15 protein-coding genes are annotated in these 18822 nt (G+C 72.3%); 3 read left to right on the top strand and 12 right to left on the bottom strand.

The annotated features are described in order from the left end of the window. Nucleotides 1-6: 6 nt before the first annotated feature. Nucleotides 7-1605, bottom strand: a complete 1599-nt coding sequence (locus tag QJS33_RS05750) for an acyl-CoA carboxylase subunit beta (protein ID WP_306366797.1) — start codon at nucleotides 1603-1605, stop codon at nucleotides 7-9. Continuing rightward, nucleotides 1602-3485, bottom strand: a complete 1884-nt coding sequence (locus QJS33_RS05745) for an acyclic terpene utilization AtuA family protein (RefSeq protein ID WP_306366796.1) — start codon at nucleotides 3483-3485, stop codon at nucleotides 1602-1604. Before QJS33_RS05745 ends, QJS33_RS05750 begins: the two co-directional genes overlap by 4 nt. Nucleotides 3486-3614: 129 nt before the next feature. On the opposite strand from QJS33_RS05745, the gene QJS33_RS05740 reads away from it, so the two are divergent. From QJS33_RS05740 to QJS33_RS05730, 3 genes are all read left to right on the top strand, one after another. Beyond that, nucleotides 3615-4094 carry a hypothetical protein gene (locus QJS33_RS05740; protein ID WP_306366795.1) on the top strand — a complete coding sequence of 160 codons (480 nt, stop codon included), beginning with the start codon at nucleotides 3615-3617 and terminating at the stop codon, nucleotides 4092-4094. A 99-nt stretch (nucleotides 4095-4193) separates the two neighbouring features. Then, a complete protein-coding gene (locus QJS33_RS05735) occupies nucleotides 4194-5504 on the top strand; it encodes an ABC transporter substrate-binding protein (protein ID WP_306366794.1) in 1311 nt (436 codons plus the stop codon). A gap of 48 nt (nucleotides 5505-5552) precedes the next feature. After that, entirely contained in the window at nucleotides 5553-6833 is a 1281-nt protein-coding gene (locus QJS33_RS05730; protein ID WP_306366793.1) for an ABC transporter substrate-binding protein, read from the top strand. 254 nt (nucleotides 6834-7087) lie between these two features. Here the strand turns inward: QJS33_RS05730 and QJS33_RS05725 are convergent, their stop codons facing one another. The 10 genes from QJS33_RS05725 to QJS33_RS05680 all read right to left on the bottom strand — a co-directional run bounded on the left by QJS33_RS05725 (nucleotide 7088) and on the right by QJS33_RS05680 (nucleotide 18195). Beyond that, nucleotides 7088-8377, bottom strand: a complete 1290-nt coding sequence (locus QJS33_RS05725) for a thymidine phosphorylase (protein ID WP_306366792.1) — start codon at nucleotides 8375-8377, stop codon at nucleotides 7088-7090. Between the two features lie 89 nt (nucleotides 8378-8466). Then, nucleotides 8467-8883 carry a cytidine deaminase gene (locus QJS33_RS05720; protein ID WP_306366791.1) on the bottom strand — a complete coding sequence of 139 codons (417 nt, stop codon included), beginning with the start codon at nucleotides 8881-8883 and terminating at the stop codon, nucleotides 8467-8469. Beyond that, a complete protein-coding gene (locus QJS33_RS05715) occupies nucleotides 8862-10124 on the bottom strand; it encodes an ABC transporter permease (RefSeq protein ID WP_306366790.1) in 1263 nt (420 codons plus the stop codon). The genes QJS33_RS05720 and QJS33_RS05715 overlap by 22 nt, the downstream gene beginning before the upstream one ends. Then, nucleotides 10121-11659, bottom strand: a complete 1539-nt coding sequence (locus QJS33_RS05710; protein WP_372339594.1) for an ABC transporter permease — start codon at nucleotides 11657-11659, stop codon at nucleotides 10121-10123. Before QJS33_RS05710 ends, QJS33_RS05715 begins: the two co-directional genes overlap by 4 nt. Before the next feature lie 19 nt (nucleotides 11660-11678). Continuing rightward, nucleotides 11679-13289, bottom strand: a complete 1611-nt coding sequence (locus QJS33_RS05705; protein WP_306366788.1) for an ABC transporter ATP-binding protein — start codon at nucleotides 13287-13289, stop codon at nucleotides 11679-11681. Between the two features lie 173 nt (nucleotides 13290-13462). Continuing rightward, entirely contained in the window at nucleotides 13463-14518 is a 1056-nt protein-coding gene (locus QJS33_RS05700; RefSeq protein WP_306366787.1) for a BMP family protein, read from the bottom strand. A gap of 405 nt (nucleotides 14519-14923) precedes the next feature. Next, nucleotides 14924-15652, bottom strand: coding sequence for an alpha/beta fold hydrolase (locus QJS33_RS05695; protein WP_306366786.1), 729 nt, complete (start codon nucleotides 15650-15652; stop codon nucleotides 14924-14926). A gap of 137 nt (nucleotides 15653-15789) precedes the next feature. Beyond that, entirely contained in the window at nucleotides 15790-16128 is a 339-nt protein-coding gene (locus QJS33_RS05690; RefSeq protein WP_306366785.1) for a biotin/lipoyl-containing protein, read from the bottom strand. A 7-nt stretch (nucleotides 16129-16135) separates the two neighbouring features. Then, complete coding sequence (locus QJS33_RS05685; protein ID WP_306366784.1) at nucleotides 16136-17158, bottom strand: alpha-ketoacid dehydrogenase subunit beta; 1023 nt, start codon at nucleotides 17156-17158, stop codon at nucleotides 16136-16138. After that, nucleotides 17155-18195 (bottom strand): thiamine pyrophosphate-dependent dehydrogenase E1 component subunit alpha, encoded by a 1041-nt coding sequence (locus QJS33_RS05680; RefSeq protein ID WP_306366783.1) that lies wholly within the window; start codon nucleotides 18193-18195, stop codon nucleotides 17155-17157. The genes QJS33_RS05685 and QJS33_RS05680 overlap by 4 nt, the downstream gene beginning before the upstream one ends. Nucleotides 18196-18822 lie beyond the last annotated feature (627 nt).

Raw genomic sequence — 18822 nt, 5'->3', positions numbered from 1 at the left:
GTGCCCTCACATTCGGAAGACGCCGAAGCGGTCGGTGCCGCGCACCGGGGCGTTGTGGGCGAAGGACAGGCACAGTCCCAGGACGGTGCGGGTGTCGCGGGGGTCGATGACGCCGTCGTCGTAGACCCTCCCGGACAGGAACAGGGGCAGGGACTCGGCCTCGATCTGCCCCTCGACCATCTGCCGGACCAGGGCGTCCTGCTCCTCGTCGTAGGGCTGCCCCTTGCGGGCCGCGGCCTGGCGGGCGACGATCGACAGCACCTCGGCGAGCTGGCGGGGGCCCATGACGGCGGAGCGGGCGCTGGGCCAGGCGAACAGGAACCTGGGGTCGTAGGCGCGGCCGCACATGCCGTAGTGCCCGGCCCCGTAGGAGGCGCCGACCAGCACCGAGAAGTGGGGGACGGTGCTGTTGGAGACGGCGTTGATCATCATCGAGCCGTGTTTGACGATGCCGCCCTGCTCGTACTCGCGGCCGACCATGTAGCCGGTGGTGTTGTGCAGGAACACCAACGGGGTGTGGGCGCGGTTGGCGAGCTGGATGAACTGGGTGGCCTTGTGGGCCTCGGCGCTGAACAGCACCCCGTTGGCGTTGGCGAGGACGCCGACGGGGTACCCGTGCAGGTCGGCCCAGCCGGTGACGAGTCCGGCGCCGTAGGCGGGCTTGAACTCGTCGAACTCCGAGCCGTCGACGATGCGGGCGATGATCTCCCGGGGGTCGACGGGGACCTTCAGGTCGGGCGGCATGACGCCGACGAGGTCCTCGGCCGGGTACAGCGGTTCGCGGGCGTCCGCCGCGGGGGCGGGCCCGGCCTTGCGGTGGCCCAGCCGGGCGACGATGCGGCGGCCGATGCGCAGTGCGTCGTGCTCGTCCTGGGCGAGGTGGTCGGCCAGGCCGGACACCTCGGCGTGCATGCGGGCGCCGCCCAGCGACTCGTCGTCGCTCTCCTCGCCGGTGGCGGCCCTGACCAGGGGCGGGCCGCCGAGGAACACCTTGGCGCGGTCGCGGACCATGACGACGTGGTCGCTCATGCCGGGGATGTAGGCGCCGCCCGCGGTGGAGTTGCCGAACACCAGGGCGACGGTGGGGACGCCGTCGGCGGACAGCCGGGTGAGGTCGCGGAAGGTGCGCCCGCCGGGGATGAAGATCTCCTTCTGGGAGGGCAGGTCGGCGCCGCCGGACTCCACCAGGCTGATCATCGGCATCCGGTTCTGCGCGGCGATCTCCCCGGCCCGGTGGGACTTCCGCAGGGTCCAGGGGTTGCTGGCGCCGCCGCGGACGGTGGGGTCGTTGGCCACGATGACGCACTCGACCCCCGAGACCACGCCGACGCCGGTGACGAGGCTCGCGCCGACGGTGTACTCGCTGCCCCAGCCCGCCAGCGGTGACAGTTCGAGGAAGGGCGCACCCTCGTCGAGGAGGAGCTCGATGCGCTCCCGGGCGGTGAGCTTGCCGCGGGAGCGGTGGCGTTCGACGTACTTGTCGCCGCCCCCGGCCAGTGCCTTGGCGTGTTCGGCGTCGATCTCGGCGAGCTTGCCGAGCATGGCCGCGCGGGCCTCGGCGAACTCGGCGGATCCGGTGTCGATCCGGCTGCTGAGCACGGTCACGGGCGGGCCTCCCCGGGGGTGCTCGGGCGGTCGGACCCGACCGTTCCACCGCCCTGTGCGTTCCGGAGGTCGGGCTCGGCCGGTGGGGCCTTCTCGGGGCGGACGGTCACGGGCGGGCCGGGGGCGGGCGCGGGGGCGGCCAGGAGGGACACCGGGAGCGGCAGGCGGCGGGCGCGCAGCCACTCGCCCAGGCCCTTGGCCTGCGGGTCGAGGCCTTCGCGGCGGGCGGTGCCGGGGGCGAGCACGCCCTCGATCCAGAAGTTGGCGGCGCGCAGGTGCGGCAGCAGGTGGCGGGTGACCTTGAGGTCGGCGGTCTCGGGGAGCAGCTCGCGCAGCAGGTCGACGGTGAGCCGGTGGGCGAGCCAGCGCCAGCCCCCGTCGTCGCGGGCCCAGACGCCGAGGTTGGCGTCGGCGCCCTTGTCGCCGCTGCGGGCGCCCAGGACCAGTCCCAGCGGGACCTCGCGCACGGGTCCCTCGGGCAGCGGCGGCGGCAGCGGGGGCTCGGGGACCTCTTCCAGCGGCCGGGTGGTCTCCGGGGGGACGATGACCAGGCGGTCGCCGTCGGGCAGGATCGCGGTGTGCTCGACCTCCGCGGCGGGCACGAACGCGTGGCTCGCGATCACCCCGTCGGGGCGGGCGTCGCGCGGCGGGGCGGTGAGGTGGAACCCGGCGTAGCCCGACAGCGCCAGTTCCACGGCGGCGGCCCCGAAGGACCGGCCGACGACCGCGGGGTCGTGGTCGCGGGCGGTGACGCGCAGCCGGGCGGTGGCCGCGTCCTGGGTGTCGCCGTGGGGGTCGGCGGCGGGGACGAACTCGAAGCGCAGTTCCTCGGGGCGGCGCCGGGCCAGGGCGGCACGGAGCTGGCGCTCGGCCAGGGCGGCCTTGTCCCGGGCGTCCAGGCCGGTGATGAGCAGGTCGACCTCGTTGCGGAAGCCGGTGAGGCCGGTGAGTCCCACCTTGAGGTCGGGCGGCGGGGCCTCCCCGCGGACCCCGTACAGGCGCACCCGGTCGGGGCCCTGCTGTTCGAGGCGGACCGTGTCCAGGCGGGTGGTGACGTCGGGGCCGGGGTAGCGGGCTCCGGCGATCTCGTACACCAGCTGGGCGGTGACGGTGCCGGTGGTGACGGCGCCGCCGGTGCCGGGGTGCTTGGTGATGACCGCGGAGCCGTCGGCGTGGATCTCGGCGACCGGGAAGCCGGGCCGGTCCAGGTCGTACCCCTCGCGCAGCAGGTCGTCGGCGAAGGCGTAGTTGCCGCCGGTGGCCTGGGCGCCGCATTCGATCACGTGCCCGGCGGCGGTGGCCCCGGCCAGGGCGTCGAGGTCCTCGCGCGTCCAGCCGAAGTGCGAGATGGCGGGGCCGACGGTGAGGGAGGCGTCGGTGACCCGGCCGGTGACGACGATGTCGGCCCCGGCGTCCAGGCAGGCGGCGATGCCGAACGCGCCCAGGTAGGCGTTGGCGGTGAGGGGCCCGTCCAGGCCCAGTTCCTCGGCGCGGTGCAGCAGGTCGTCGCCGGTGACGTAGGCGATGCGGGGGTCGAAGCCGAGGGATTCGGCGAGTTCGGTGAGCCGGTCGGCCAGGCCCTGGGGGTTGAGGCCGCCGGCGTTGGTGACGACCTTGACGCGGCGCTCCAGGATGAGGGCGAGGCTGTCGTGCATCTGCCGCAGGAAGGTCCTGGCGTAGCCGCGCGCGGGGTCGGCGAGCTGGTCCCGACCGAGGATGGCCATGGTGAGTTCGGCCAGGTAGTCACCGGTGAGGACGTCGACCGGTCCTTCGGTGAGCATCTCGTGGACGGCACTGAGGCGGTCTCCGTAGAAACCGGAGGCGTTGCCGACCCACAGCGAGGGCGTAGCGGTCATGGTGATGAGAGTGACACCGGACACATGAAAAAACAAGCACTCGTGATTGTTTTTCTGCGGATCGCGCCCTTCATCACGATATGGCCGGAACCGGCCACGGAGCGTGGGTTACCACTCTCGGGAAACCGGGGAACGAGCGGATATTTTGTCCGGGTGAGCACCTCCGAGAACACCACTCCCGCCGACGAGGCCCCCGACGACGCCCCCGCGGCGGACGCCCCCGAAGAGAGCGCCCCGGCCGCCGAGGCGGCACGGCCCGCCGACGCCTTCCTGGACGCCGGACGCACGGTGAGCGTGCCGGGCGTCCTGTCGGCCGAGACCTTCGCCCTGGCCTCCCTATTGCTGCTCGCCCCGGCGGTGACCGGCCAGCGCCTGTTCGAGCTCTTCGGCCGGTTCGCGTTCACCGACGTCACCCTGGAGACCGAGGGCCACCTCGCCTCCGTCAACGCCGACCTGCTGGCCTACGGCGGGCTCGGCGTGCTGACCGTGCTGACGGCGTCGCTGTCGCTGGTCCTGGGCCGGGACACGACCCGCCCCTGGGCCCGCTGGCTGTCCTCGGCGACGGTGCTGACCGGGGGCGTGTTCGTGGTCCTGGCCATCGTCACCTACGTCATCGCGGCGGGCCGGATCTGACGGGTTCCCCGAGTCGGGGACTGCTAGGATGCGCAAATCCTGACAAGTAAGGCATAAGCCACATAACGGCAGCCTTCTCCTGTGCTCCGGAGTCCCCCCTTGGCATCCCCCTCCCCGGTGCGCCGTCCCCGGCTCCTCATCGGTGCCTGCGTCGCCGCCGCCCTCGCCGTCATGGCCGCCACCGCCGTCGTCGGCACCGCCCTGACCCGCGGCCCCGCCACCGACTACACCGGTGTCGCCTGGGCGCCCACCGACGGACCGGCCCTGCTGTCCTCCCCGGTGGTCTCGCCCGAGCCGCTGACCTTCGGGTACGTGCTCCCCGAGCCGATCGAGGAGAACGACCCGGCCGTGACCGCCACCGGCGAGGAGGCCGTACCCGTCGGCATCGAACGGGTCGGCGTCGAACTCGCGATCCGGGAGATCAACGCCACGGGCGGGGTCCTCGGGCACCGCCTGCCCGACCCGGTGGCCGGTCGGGAGCCACCGGTCTCGGTGCCCGCCGGACCGGTCGCCGCCGAGGTCGTCGCGCAGGGCGTCCACGTGCTCGTGGGGGGTGGCACCCCGGTCGGCGCCCGGGCGATGCGCCCCGACGTGACCGGGGCGGGCGTCCTCATGTGCTCGGGCGCCGACACCCGCGCGGACGCCGCCGACGACCTGTACTTCAGCGCCTCCCACACCTGGGAGCAGGCGGCCCGCGCCCTGGCCCGCGCCGCCGTCGCCGACGGACACCGTTCGGCCGCCGTCATCGTCGACGAGGGGGACTTCGGCGCCGACATGGCCGCCGCCGTCGAGGACGAACTGCACGCCGCCGGGGTGGAGACGACCACGGAACGGGTTCGGATGGACGTCGAGGGCGGCACCCTCGCGGACCCGCTGCGCGGGCTGTCCGACATCGGCCCCTTCGACACCGACGCGGTGATCCTGGCCGAGGACCTGCCGGGGGTCCACGCCGGCGAGAACGGCCACCTGGACACCCCGGCCGAACGCCTCTACGTCACCGGTCCGGCCATGCCCGGCGAGCGCACCTCGACGTACGCCCATCCGGGGACGGCCGCGTTCCGCGACGCCCTGATCGCGTTCGAGCCCGCGGCGGAGCGGAACGGGGCCGACCCGGCCGCCGCCGCGAGCGCCTTCGACTGCGTCACCGCGACCGCGCTGGCCGCCCAGTCCGCGGGCTCGGTCGAGCCCGCGGACATCGCCGCCCATCTGCCGCGGGTGACCTCCGGCGACCACGCCTGCGGCGGGTACGCGCACTGCCTGGACCTGCTGCTGGAGGGCGAGGACATCGCCTACGTCGGCCCCCGCGGACCGCTGCGCTGGGACGGACCCGGCGCCCCGAGCGTTGTGCCCGTGGGCCTGAGCGGCCCGAACACCACCGGCCCGGGGCCCGTCGTCGGCCTGTCGGACTGACCGCGGCGGCGCCCGCCGCTGCCGGTATCCCCTCACACGCGGAGAACCATGACCACCCCTCCCCCACCCCTGCCCGGAACCCCCGCGCCGTCCGCCCCGCAGGCGCCGGACCGGCGCCCGCTGATCATCGGCGCGGTCGCCCTGACCGTCGTCCTCATGGGCGCCGCCGCGGGTGCGGCCCACTGGCTGCGCACCCCGTCGGTCGGCGACCCCCTGGCGGTCTCCCCCGAGCCCCTGGCCTTCGGCCTGTTCTCCCCCGAGGGCAGCACCGACCCCAAGCAGGAGGCGATCGCCCGCGCCCTGGAGGAGATCAACGCCGTCGGCGGCGTGCTCGGCCACGAGGTGGCCGCCCCGACCGCGTCGGACGACGCCGGGACCCTGCTGGACACGGACCCGGACGTCGTACTGGGCTCCCACGCGATGGGCAGCGAACAGCTGCTCCCGGAGGTGCTCGACGCGGGCACCCTCTACTGCGGCAACGCCGAGCCCTACACCGCGACGCCGGGGTTCGGGGAGGGCCGGTACTTCTCCACGATCCCGGGCCAGGACCAGGTGGTGCGGGCACTGACCCAGGTGATCGCCGAGGACGGCCGCGAGAAGATCGCGGTGGCCTACACCCCGGGCAGCGAGGTGTGGCTGGACACCATCACCGCCGAGGCACGGACCCACGGCATCGAGGTCGTCGGAGTGGACATCCTGCGGGCCCTGGTGGACCCGTCGTCGTTCCAGGGCGCCGGGACCGACGCGGCGAAGCTGCTGGAGGAGGGGGTGGACGCCGTCATCCCCCTGGAACTCACCGCCGAGACCGTCACCGACGCCCTGATGCACCAGGGGCTCCCGGCCGAAGGCGTCTACGTCCCCGGTCTCCCGCTCGTCGCGAATCCGACCGTTCCACTGGACTCTCTCGGCCCGGCCGGGGCGACCGTGGTCCGCCACCACACGGGCGGTGAGCGCTTCCCCGAGATCGACTGGGGTTCCTCCGAGAGCGGGGACATGTCCTACAGCGCACAGTTCGGCGGGGTGACGGCCGCGCTCTACGACTGCGTGAACCTCGTCGCCCTGGCCGCCGAGGCCGCGGGCTCGGTCGAGCCCGCCGAGATCGCCGCCCACCTGCCCGCGGTGAGCGCGGGCGGCCGGGAGTGCACCGGGTACGCGGACTGCCTGGCCCGGGTCCGCGACGGCCAGGACATCGCCTACGTCGGTCCGCGCGGCCCGCTCACCTGGGACGACGGCAACCGCCTGGTGGAGGTGCCGTTCGAGGTCGTGCGCCTGCACGGCGAGGGCGAGCCGGTGGACACCGAGGTCCGCACGTTCTCCCTGGGCTCCTGACCGTCGCGGCGGCCCGCGGCGCAGGGGAGGCCGCCCTCACCGGTGGACCCGTTCCGGTCATGGCGGTCTGGCGCAGCGGAGTCGACTGCCCGGGCCTCGACGCCGCGTACGGCCCCGGCGACCTGCTGGGCGCCTGGCCGCCGTGAGGAGCGGGTGGCGGCCGCGGCGCTCGCCAACGCTCAGCATGCAATGCCCGTGGGGCGGCCACCGGATCCCCGGCGGCCGCCCCACGGCGTGTTCCGTGCGATGACGGATCAGGCGATGCGGTCGATGACGATCGGCCCCGGCTCGAAGACGCCGTCCGGGTCGATGTCGAAGGCGCCCTCCAGGGCGACGGCGCCGCGCTCGAAGCGCTCCGGTTCATCCGCGTGCAGGGTGAACAGCGGTTCGCCCGCGGAGACCGTCTCGCCCGGCTTGGCGTGCAGGGTCACGCCCGCGCCGAACGACACCGCGTCCTCCTTGCGGGCGCGGCCCGCGCCCAGCCGCCAGGCCGCCAGGCCCACCTGGTAGGCGTCCAGGCGGGTGACCACCCCCGAGGCCGGGGCCAGCACCGTGCGGCGCTCGGCCGCCTGCGGCAGCGGGGCGTCCGGGTCGCCGCCCTGGGCGCGGATGAGACGCTTCCAGGACTCCAGGGCGCTGCCGTCCTTGAGGGCCTCCGCCGGGTCCTTGACCCCGTTCTCGCCCGGGGTGAGGCCCGCGGCGGCGAGCATTTCCCGGGCCAGGGCCACGGTCAGCTCCACCACGTCGGCCGGACCGCCGCCGGAGAGCACCTCCACGGACTCGGCGACCTCCAGGGCGTTGCCCACCTGACGCCCCAGCGGCACGGACATGTCCGTGATGAGCGCGACCGTGCGCACCCCGTGGTCGGTGCCGATGTCCACCATGGTGCGGGCCAGTTCGCGGGCCGAGTCGACGTCCTTCATGAACGCCCCCGAGCCCGCCTTGACGTCCAGCACCAGGGCACCGGTGCCCTCGGCGAGCTTCTTGCTCATGATCGACGCGGAGATCAGCGGGATCGACTCCACGGTCCCGGTGACGTCGCGCAGCGCGTACAGCTTGCGGTCGGCCGGAGCCAGCCCCTCGCCGGCCGCGCAGATGACGCCGCCGGTCTCGGCGAGCACGGACCGCATCTCGTCGGTGCTCAGCGACGCCCGCCACCCGAGGACGGACTCCAGCTTGTCCAGGGTGCCGCCGGTGTGGCCCAGGCCCCGGCCGGACAGCTGGGGCACCGCCGCGCCGCAGGCGGCGACGGTGGGGGTGAGCGGCAGGGTGATCTTGTCGCCCACCCCGCCGGTGGAGTGCTTGTCGGTGGTGGGCCGGTCCAGGTCGGAGAAGTCCAGCCGGACGCCGGAGGCCAGCATCGCCTCGGTCCACCGGGACACCTCGGCGCGGTTCATGCCGCGCAGGAAGATCGCCATGGCCAGCGCCGACATCTGCTCCTCGGCGACCGCGCCGCGGGTGTAGGCGTCGATCACCCAGTCGATCTGCTCCGGAGTGAGCTCTCCCCCGTCGCGTTTGGCGCGGATGATCTCGATGACGTCCATGTCATTCCTTCCGGGAGAAAACGGGTCTCCCCGGCCGCCGCCGTGCGGGCGGCGACCGGGGAGAGGGATGGTGCTTGTTCTCTTGGGTCTCAGGCCAGGTTGTGCGGGCCGAACGCCTGCGGCAGGACCCGGTCCATGGTGAGGACCCCCTCGGGGGTGTCCACCAGCAGGTCCGGGCCGCCGTGCTCGTACAGCAGTTGGCGGCAGCGCCCGCAGGGCATGAGGGTCTCCCCCTGCCCGTCCACGCAGGCGAACGCGACCAGGCGGCCGCCGCCGGTGGCGTGCAGCGCGCTGACCAGGCCGCACTCGGCGCACAGCGCCAGCCCGTAGGAGGCGTTCTCCACGTTGCAGCCGCTGACGGTGCGGCCGTCGTCGACCAGCGCCGCCGCGCCCACCGGGTACTGCGAGTACGGCGCGTAGGCGTGGGCCATGGCCTCCCGGGCGGCGGCGCGCAGTGCCTCCCAGTCGATGCCCTCGGCGGCGCTCACGACCGGCTCGCCCGCCACTGCTTGCCGATGCCTGCCGGTGGCCGCAGCCGTTGCGAGGCCAGCGACAGCACCAGCAGCGTCGCGATGTGCGGGCTGTAGGTGGCCAGCTCGCGGGGCAGCGAGTCGGTGGTGAAGTACCAGACCAGCAGCAGCACGGCCGCGATCACACCGGCGATCGCCAGGCCCTTGCGGTCCTGGCGGACCTGCCAGAGGGCGGCCAGCAGCAGGATCACGGCCAGCAGGAGCAGCAGGGCGTGGATCGCCGCGCCGCCGCCGCGGATCTGGAGCGCGTCGGTGTACCCGAACAGCCCGGCGCCCATGGCCAGGCCGCCCGGCCGCCAGTTGCCGAAGATCATCGCGGCCAGACCGATGTAGCCGCGGCCACCGGTCTGCCCCTCCTGGTAGATCTGCGAGGCGACGACGGACAGGAACACCCCGCCCATGCCGGCCAGGCCGCCGGAGATGATGACCGCGATGTACTTGAAGGTGTACACCGGCACGCCCAGGGACTCGGCGGCGTCGGGGTTCTCGCCGACCGACCGCAGCCGCAGGCCGAACGCCGTCTTCCACAGCACCAGGTAGGTCACCGGGATCATCAGGATCGCGATGATGGTGAGCGCCGACATGCGGGTCGTGACGCCGATGACCAGCGACGCCAGGTCGGCGACGACGGGGATGCCGCCGCCCGCCACCGGGCCCAGCGCGTCGGCCACCCCGGGGATGCTCCACACCGGGAACGACGGCGTGGTGGGCGACTGCGAGGCGCCCGCGCCGGGCACGTCGGCGTACACCAGGATCGACAGGTAGCGCATCGCGCCGAGCATGAGGATGTTGATCGCCACACCGGAGACGATGTGGTCCACCGCGAAGGTGACCGTGGCGACGGCGTGCAGCAGGCCGCCCGCCATGCCGGCGAGCACCCCGGCGGCCAGGCCGATCCACGGGTTGTCGGTGGACCAGGCGAAGTACGCGCCGAACCAGGTCCCGAGGATCATCATGCCCTCAAGGCCGATGTTGATGATGCCGGAGCGCTCGGCCCACAGGCCGCCCAGGGCCGCCAGGGCGATGGGCACCGCGAAGGTGATGGTGGTGCGGACGGTGCCCGCGTCGGTGAGCATGTCCTGGCCGGTGATGACCCGCAGGCCCGCCAGGGCCACCACGACCGCACCGAACAGGCTGAGCAGCCGCCACACCGACCGGCCGCCGGAGCGGACCGGGGGCTTGGCCACCGGCTCCATCACGTTGAGTTCCTGGCTCACTTCGCCTCCCCGCCGCGGTCGTTCCCGGGGGTGTCGTCCCCGGTGGCGTCACCGCTGTCGGACGCCGTGCCGGCCGGCACGGTCGCCTCGGCGGGCTCGGCGACGGTGGTGCCGAGCTCCTTGCCGATCTGCTGCTGCTGGTAGCGACGGCCCCAGCGGTGGACGACCTCGTAGACCACGACGACCGTGAGGACGATGGTGGCCTGGGCGATGACGGCGATCTCCTGCGGGATGCCGTCGAAGGGCAGGATGCCCGCCGCCTGGTTGAGGAAGGCCCAGAAGACGGCGGCGAAGGCGATGCCCACCGGGTGGTTGCGGCCCAGCAGCGCGATGGCGATGCCGATGAACCCGATGCCGGTCGGGAAGTCCAGCGCGTAGAAGTGGGAGCTGCCGAGCAGCTGCGGCATGCCCACCAGTCCCGCGACCATGCCCGAGAAGAGCATGGACAGGAACACCATCTTCTTGACGTTGACACCGCTGGCCTCGGCGGCGCTCTGCGACTGGCCGGTGGCCCGCAGCTCGAAGCCGAAGCGGGTGCGGTTGAGCATCACCGCGTAGCCGATGCCCACGGCGATCGCCAGGAACACCAGGCCGAAGATCTCCCGCTCCGAGCCGAGGAACAGGGCCGGGATGCCGGGCACCCAGGAACCCTCCGGCAGCGGCGGCGTGCCGATGTTGTTGGTGCTGATCTCCACCGCGAGGCGGTCGGTGTTCAGCAGGTAGGCGGTGATGCCGGTGGCGATCGCGTTGAGCATGATCGTCGAGATGACCTCGGACACGCCGCGCGTGACCTTGAGGTACCCGGCGATACCGGCCCAGGCCCCGCCCACCGCGACGGCGACGAGGATGATGACGATCTGGCTCAGCACCGGCGGCAGCACCAGCCAGCCGCCGACGGCGGCGGCCATCAGGGCGGCGAGCCGGTACTGGCCGTCGACGCCGATGTTGAACAGCTTCATCTTGAAGCCGATCGCCACGGCGACGGCGGCCAGGTAGTAGGTGGTGCCGTCGTTGATGATCTGCACGAGGCTGTTGGGACGGCTGCCGTACTCGATCATCCGGGCGAAGGTGGCGCCCGGGGCGATCCCGCTGAAGAACAGCACGAGCGCGGTGACGGCGATCGCGATGATCCCGGCGGCGAACACCGCGGCGAAGGACAGCGCGAGCATCGCCGACAGCCGACGGTGCAGCAGGAAGGCGGCGGCCGATCCGACGAGCGCGCCCAGGGCGGCGGCCACCGGCTCGATCAGGGACAGGTCCAGGAACCAGGCCAGCAGCAGGCCGGAGACCACCGACAGCACCAGGGCGGTCGGGACCACCAGGGTGTTGTGCAGGGCGGTGCCCTCCTCCTTGGTGCCGGCGGCGCCGGCCCGTCGCACGTGGGGCATCCGGCGGTCGACCAGGATGACGGCGGCGAACGCCAGGACGACGCCGATGATCAGCGCCGCCCACCACAGCAGCACTGTGTCGAGGGCGACGGTCACGATCGTGCCCAGCAGGGCGATGAGGACCCCCGGGACCAGGGCCGGTGGCATCCCTCCACGGGTGGGCGAGTCACTCATTCCCGCCCCCGTTCCGGTCGGCGGTGTCGTCACCGCTGTCACCTTCTGTGCTGTCGGTGCCGCCGTCACCGTCGAGTCCGGCGCCGGTCATGGCGGAGCCGAGCTGCTCGGGGGTGACGGTGGCGGGATCGGCCTGGGCGACCAGGCGGCCGCGCAGGATGACGTGCAGTGTGTCGGACATGCCGATGAGCTCGTCGAGGTCGGCGGAGATCAGCAGCACCGCGAGCCCCGCCGCGCGCGCCTCGCGCAGCTGCTCCCAGATCGCGGACTGGGCGCCGACGTCCACACCGCGGGTGGGGTGGGCGGCGACGAGGAAGCGGGGGCTCCCGCTCATCTCCCGGCCGATGATGAACTTCTGCTGGTTGCCGCCGGACAGGGCGTCGGCGATGACGTCGATGTTGGGCGTGCGCACGTCGTACTCGGCGACGATGCGCTCGGCGTCGGTGCGCGCCCCGGTCTTGTCGATCCAGGGGCCGCGCACGCTCGGCGGCTTGGTCTGGTGGCCCAGGATGCGGTTCTCCCACAGGGAGGACTCCAGCAGCACGCCGTGGCGGTGCCGGTCCTCGGGGATGTAGCCGACCCCGGCCTCCCGGATCTTCAGGGTGTGCCAGCCGGTGACGTCGTCGGCGCCCAGCCGGATGGCGCCGGAGGCGATCGGGCGCATGCCCATGACGGCCTCGATGAGCTCGGACTGGCCGTTGCCCTCGACGCCGGCGATGCCGACGATCTCGCCCTTGTGGATGTCGAGGGTGACGCCGTCGACGACGGCGCGGCCTTCGGCGGAGCGGACGGTGACCCCGTCCAGGGACAGGACGACCTCGTCGGTGACGGTGGACTCGCGCAGCTCGGGGACGGGCAGCTCACCGCCCACCATGAGCGTGGCCAGCTCCCGCGCGGTGGTGGTGCGCGGGTCGGCCGTGGCCACGGTGGTACCGCGCCGGATCACGGTGATCTCGTCTGCGACGGAGAGCACCTCGTCCAGCTTGTGCGAGATGAAGATGACCGTCAGGCCCTCGCTCTTGAGCTCGCGCAGGTTGTCGAAGAGCTCGTCGACCTCCTGCGGGACCAGGACGGCGGTGGGCTCGTCCAGGATGATGGTGCGCGCGCCGCGGTAGAGGACCTTGAGGATCTCCACGCGCTGGCGGTCGCCGACGCCCAGGTCCTCCATCAGGCGGTCCGGGTCCGCCCCCAGCCCGTACTGCCCGGACAGGCGGAGAATCTCGGCGCGGGCCTTGGAGCCGATGCCGTGCAGGCGCTCGGCGCCCAGCACCACGTTCTCCAGGACGGTGAGGTTGTCGGCGAGCATGAAGTGCTGGTGCACCATGCCGATGCCGTTGCGGATGGCGTCGGAGGGCGAGTTGAACCTCACCTGGACGCCGTTGACGTGGATGGTGCCCTCGTCGGGACGGTGCATCCCGTACAGGGTCTTCATCAGCGTGGACTTGCCCGCACCGTTCTCGCCGACGATGGCGTGCACGGTGCCGGGGGCCACGGAGATGTCGATGTCGTGGTTGGCCACGACCCCGGGAAAACGCTTGGTGATCCCGCGCAGCTCAACGGCGGGGGGCGCCTGGCCCCCATCGCCCGATGGCGTGCTGCTCATCTGTCTCCTTGAGGAATGCGGAGCGGCGCGGGGCCGGTCGCCACCGCCGGACGCCCTCGTCCGCGTAACGACGGCCGGGACGGCGGCCGGAGCGGGGTGCCCCCGTCCGGCGGCCGTCCCAGGCCGTGAGTCACCACGGGTCCTACCCGCGGTTCAGGTGCGCGATCGCGCGTTTACGGCTCGGTCGGGACCTCGATCTCGCCGTCGATGATCTGCTGCTTGATCTCGTCGAGCTCACCCTGGATCGGGCTGATGAGCTCCTCGTTGGAGGTGGTGTAGTCGACACCGCCGCCCGCGAGGTCGAAGCGCTCGATACCGGCGGCGACGTCACCGTCGACGGCGGACTGGATCAGCTCGAACACGGCCACGTCGACCTGCTTGATGGCGGAGGTCAGCACGAACGGCTTCTGGTCGTCCTCGGCGTTCTCGTACTGGTCGCTGTCGACGCCGATGAACAGGAAGTCGTTGGCGACGGCCGCCTCCAGGACGCCGTTGCCCGAGGCGCCGGCGGCGTGGTAGATCACGTCGGCGCCGCGGTCGTACTGGGCCTGGGCCAGCTCGCGGCCGCGGGCCGGGTCGCTGAAGCCGCTGAAGTCCGGCGGCTGGCTGAGGTAGTCGACCTCGACCGTGACGTCCTCGTTCACGTGTGCGACACCGGCCGCGTAGCCCGCCTCGAACTTGTGGATCAGCGGGGTCTCGACGCCGCCGATGAAGCCGACGTGGTCCTCCTCGGTGGTCAGAGCCGCGGCGGCACCGGCCAGGAAGGAGGCCTGCTCCTCGGCGAAGACCAGGCTGGTGACGTTGTCGACGTCCGGGATCTCGGAGTCCACGATCGCGAAGTTGACGTCCGGGTGCTCCGGAGCGACCTCGCGGACGGCGCCGTCGTAGGCGAACCCGACCGCGATGATGACGTCGTAGCCCTCCTCGGCCATGGTGGACAGACGCTCCACCTTGGCGGAGTCGGCCTCGCCGTCGGCGGGCTCGAACTCCTGGGCGTCCACGCCCAGCTCGTTCATCGCCTGCTCCAGGCCGCGGTAGGCCGAGTCGTTGAACGAGCGGTCGCCGCGACCGCCGACGTCGTAGGCGAGGCCGACACGGATCTCGGAGGCCTCCTCGCCGCCACCGGTCTCCTCGCCCGAACCCTCCTGGGCCGCGTTGTCACACGCGGTGAGGGCGAGCACACCGGCCGCCGCGATGGCGGCGAACCTGACAGTGTTGCTGCGCTTCACTTCTTAACTCCCCTTCGCCCTCTCAGCGGCCCGCTTTCAACCGGGGGCCGGGCTGAGTTCTGCGGTCGGACGATATCCGGTAGTGGAAAGTACACCCAACCGGCGCACAGACTTGTTATGAAGGCGAGAGCTGAATGACACGGGTCCTTACTCGGAAGTTACCGATCACACACCGAACACGGACGTCCCATGCTTTGCCCGGGGGTATTATCCGGTCCGCTCGGGGCCCCCACAAGCCACTACTACGCAAGGCCCCCCACCCGGCACACCGGGTCACAACACCACGTGAAACGGTGCCGGTCTAGACCGGCCTGGACTCCGGCGGGTGGTCCCGCCGGAGCCCGGACCGCGCCCCGGGGCCCGGCGTTGGGAGCGGCGGACCGGACCGGGGCGCGACCTCACCCGTCAGGAGGTGAGGAAGTCGAGCACGGCCTGCTTGAAGAGCCGTGAGGAGACCGCGTTGACGTGGTCCCGCCCGGGCACCTCCACGTGGGCCCCGTCGACCGCCGCCGCCAGCTCGGCGGCGCCCGTCGCGATCTCGTCCTTGGCCCCCGTGACCAGCAGTGTCGGCACCGCGACGGGGGGCTCGGCGGAGAACGGCCGGGCGGCCTGGCCGCGGGCGCAGGCGGCCAGTGCGGCCGGGTCGTTGCCCGGCAGCGCGGCGACCGTGCGGAACACCTGGTCGAAGGGGGTCGTGCCCTCTCCGAGGGCGGACAGGTCGGTGCCGTCGAACGCGTTGACCGGGCCGAATCCCCCCAGGACCAGGCGGCGCACCCGCTCGGGCCGGGTGAGCGCCAATTCCCAGGCCAGCCGCGAGCCCATGGAATACCCGACGGCGTCGACCCGCTCCACGCCGAGTTCGTCGAGCAGGGCGACGAGGTCGGAGGTGAAACGTTCGGGCAGATAGGCGGTGTCGTCGGCGGGTTTCCCACTGGCACCGTGGCCGCGCAGGTCCGGTCCGATCACGCGCAGCCCGGCGGCACCCAGCAGCTGCGGCCACCCGGCGGCCTGCCAATTCATGCCGAAGTCCGTCCCGAAACCGTGGAGCAGAAGCACGGGGGCGGCCTCCGCCGGGGACTGCGGATGCAAATCCGCATAGCGCATTGTCACGTCGCCGACGAGATTCGCAGACATGAATCCTCAATCCTTGTGCGGCCGGAGGTATTGGCAGAAGACGGAACGGGACATTTTCAGAGGTTCCGATAAATGCAGGGCGAGGAAATCCGCCCCGTTCGTGGATTCCTCCGAACGGGCCCCGTGGGTGAGCCCGGTCAGTCCGACGGCGGCTTGAGCCGGACGCGGCGGGCGGGGCGGGCCTCCTCGGTGGGGACCCTGCCCACGATGCCCGCCTGCTGCTCCTGGGCCTGGACCGCGAAGGTGACCAGCGGGTCGCCCACGGGCACGACCTGGTCCTCCTGTGCGTGCAGCTCGACGATCCGCCCGGCCTTGGGCGAGGGGATGACCACGGCCGACTTGGTGGTCTCCACCTCCACGAGCGGGGCGTTGCGCTCGACGACGTCGCCGACGGACACCTGCCACTCCAGGACGGTGGCCTCGACGAGGCCCTCCCCGAGGTCGGGGAGGGTGAAGGTGACGTTCTCTTCAGCCATGGTGGTTCTAGTACTCCAGGGTTCTCTGCACCGCGAACAGGATGCGGTCGATCGTCGGCAGGTACTGCGGCTCCAGGGGACCCGCGGGATAGGGGACGTCGAAACCGGTGACGCGCTGCACGGGGGCGGCCAGGTCCCGGAAGCACTGCTCCGTGACCAGGGTCGCCACCTCGGCGCCGAGCCCGGCGGTGAGCGGGGCCTCGTGGACGACCACGGCGCGCTTGGTGCGCGCGACCGAGGCGGCCAGCCCCGCTGCGTCGATGGGCTTGAGCCAGCGCAGGTCCAGGACCTCCAGCTCGACGCCGTCCTCGGCGGCCAGCTCGGCCACCTGGACGCACCTGTGGACCATGGCGCCCCAGGCGATGAGGGTGGCGTGGCGGCCGGGTCGGACGATGCGGCTGGTGCCGATGGGGTCGGTGGGCTCGCTGAGCCGGACCGGGCGGCGGTCCCAGTAGCGGGCCTTGGGCTCCATGTAGACGACCGGGTCGTCGGAGCGCACGGACTGCAACAGGAGGCCGTAGGCGTCGGCCGGGTCGGAGGGCGCCGCGACCTTCAGCCCGGGGGTGTGGGCGAAGAGCGCCTCCAGGCTCTCCCCGTGGTGCTCGGGGGCCTGGATCCCGCCGAAGGAGGGCAGGCGCAGGGTGATCGGCATGGGTGCGGCGCCGCGGGTGCGGTAGTTCATGCGCGCCACCTGGTTGACGATCTGGTCGATGGCCGGATAGGCGAACCCGTCGAACTGGAGCTCGGGCACGGGGCGCCAGCCGTTCATGGCCAGGCCCACCGCCATGCCCATGATCGCCGATTCGGCCAGCGGGGTGTCGAAGACGCGCTGGTCGCCGAACTCCTTCTGGAGGCCGTCGGTGACCCGGAAGACGCCGCCCAGGGCGCCCACGTCCTCGCCGAACACCAGGACGTTCGGGTCCTCGGCCAGGAGGACGCGCAGGGCCCGGTTGATGGCCTGCTGCATGGACAGCTCTTCGAGCACGGGGGTCTCGGCGGCGGCGTCGGTGCGGTCGATGAGTTCCGTCACGGCTGGACCTCTTCCTCCCAGATGCGGCGCTGCCGGGTCAGCTCCTGGGTGGTCTCCCGGAAGACGTGCGTGAACAGTTCCGAGCCGTCGGGCTCGGGAGCGGCGGAGACGCCGTCGCGGATCTCCTCGGCGCGCTGCCTCGCCCGGGCGTCGATCGCGTCGAGCTCTTCATCGGTGGCGTGGCCGGCCCCGATGAGGGCGGCGCGCAGCAGCGCGACCGGGTCGCGGTGCGCCCGCCAGCGGTCGGCCTCGGTCTCGTCGCGGTAGCGGCCGGTGTCGTCGGAGGTGGAGTGGGGCTCCACCCGGTAGGTGAGGGCCTCGATGAGGGTGGGGCCCCCGCCGCGGCGGGCGCGGGCGGCGGCCTCGGTGACGGCGTCGTACACCGCGGCGGCGTCGTTGCCGTCCACCGTCACCCCGGCCATGCCGTAGCCCTGGGCGCGGGCGGCGACGGAGCCGCCGGCGACCTGGCGCTCGTTGGGCACCGACAGGGCCCAGCGGTTGTTCTGGCAGAAGAAGACGACGGGGGCGCCGTAGACCCCGGCGAAGTTCATGGCCTCGTGGACGTCGCCCTCGGAGCTGGCGCCGTCGCCGAAGTAGGCCAGGGCGACGCCCTCGCCGCCGCGCATGCGCTCGCCGACCGCCCAGCCGACGGCGTGCGGGACGGGACCGCCGACGACGGCGTTGATGGCGCCGAAGCGGGATTCCATGACGTCGTAGAGGCCGCCGTGCCACAGGGCCCGGTGGGTGGCCATGTAGCCGACCATCTCGACCCCGTAGGCGAGCGCGGAGGCCATCTCGCGGTAGGTGGGGAAGACGAAGTCGCGCCCCGGGTCCAGCGCGGCCGCGCTGGCGACCTGGGCCGCCTCCTGGCCGCGGACGGACACGTAGGCGGGGAAGACGCCCTGGCGCTGGAGGGCGACGGCCTCGGTGTCGAGGTCGCGTGCGGTCCGCATGTGCGTGTACAGCGCGCGGGTGAGGTCGGGGGGCAGGTGGTCCACGGCGATGGAGTCCCGGCCCGGCGGCTCGTGGGTCGACATGTGCAGCGGCTCCCAACGTGGTCCGCCGCAAGCGCCGGACTCCGGGGTGGTCTGTTGACTGATGAGCCGATTGTCCGGATCATTCGACACTCACGCTAGATAATCTCGAAAACTTGATACAAACGGGAACTAAAAAGCACATATGGTTCGCCATCGTCTAACAAGTGACCCACGCCACCGGCGAAAACGACAGGTGCACCTATACACCACGAATCTGCGCCCATCATCACAGAACGATCGCAGTTGGCCACGACAGGTGCCCCGTTCGACAGTGGAGCGCATACGTTCGGATGCACCCCGGCAGTCCGACCAGGAAAAGGCGGCGCGGCACGACAGAGACGACCGAAAGCGGCCATCACGTGAGAACGTCGGCCACCGCCGCGGAACCCGCGCGCGGGCACCCTCGTTCCGCCGGGAAACCCCCGCACCGATCGCCGCGTCAACCCTGGGTACAGTCGGTTACCCCCGACGCCCCCGTGCGCCGAGGAACGCGAGAACAGGATTCCGCATGGTGAGACCGCCCGCACGCATCCCCTGGTGATCGGGCGCACACGCAGACGGACATCGTCTCGATTCCTGAGATCCCGATGGAAGCAAACAATGTTTACCTGGTAGTCCGTTAGCCCC

It is taken from the genome of Nocardiopsis sp. CC223A, assembly GCF_030766825.1.
GTDB lineage: Bacteria > Actinomycetota > Actinomycetes > Streptosporangiales > Streptosporangiaceae > Nocardiopsis.
Note: the sequence above shows the minus strand (reverse complement) of the source record. Positions and strands in the feature narration are given on the sequence as shown.

Coding starts and splice junctions, on each gene's coding strand:
- QJS33_RS05705 (WP_306366788.1), bottom strand. CDS start 13,289: ATGAGCAGCACGCCATCGGGCGATGGGGGCCAGGCGCCCCCCGCCGTT.
- QJS33_RS05725 (WP_306366792.1), bottom strand. CDS start 8,377: ATGGACGTCATCGAGATCATCCGCGCCAAACGCGACGGGGGAGAGCTC.
- QJS33_RS05730 (WP_306366793.1), top strand. CDS start 5,553: ATGACCACCCCTCCCCCACCCCTGCCCGGAACCCCCGCGCCGTCCGCC.
- QJS33_RS05695 (WP_306366786.1), bottom strand. CDS start 15,652: ATGTCTGCGAATCTCGTCGGCGACGTGACAATGCGCTATGCGGATTTG.
- QJS33_RS05690 (WP_306366785.1), bottom strand. CDS start 16,128: ATGGCTGAAGAGAACGTCACCTTCACCCTCCCCGACCTCGGGGAGGGC.
- QJS33_RS05710 (WP_372339594.1), bottom strand. CDS start 11,659: ATGCCACCGGCCCTGGTCCCGGGGGTCCTCATCGCCCTGCTGGGCACG.
- QJS33_RS05680 (WP_306366783.1), bottom strand. CDS start 18,195: ATGTCGACCCACGAGCCGCCGGGCCGGGACTCCATCGCCGTGGACCAC.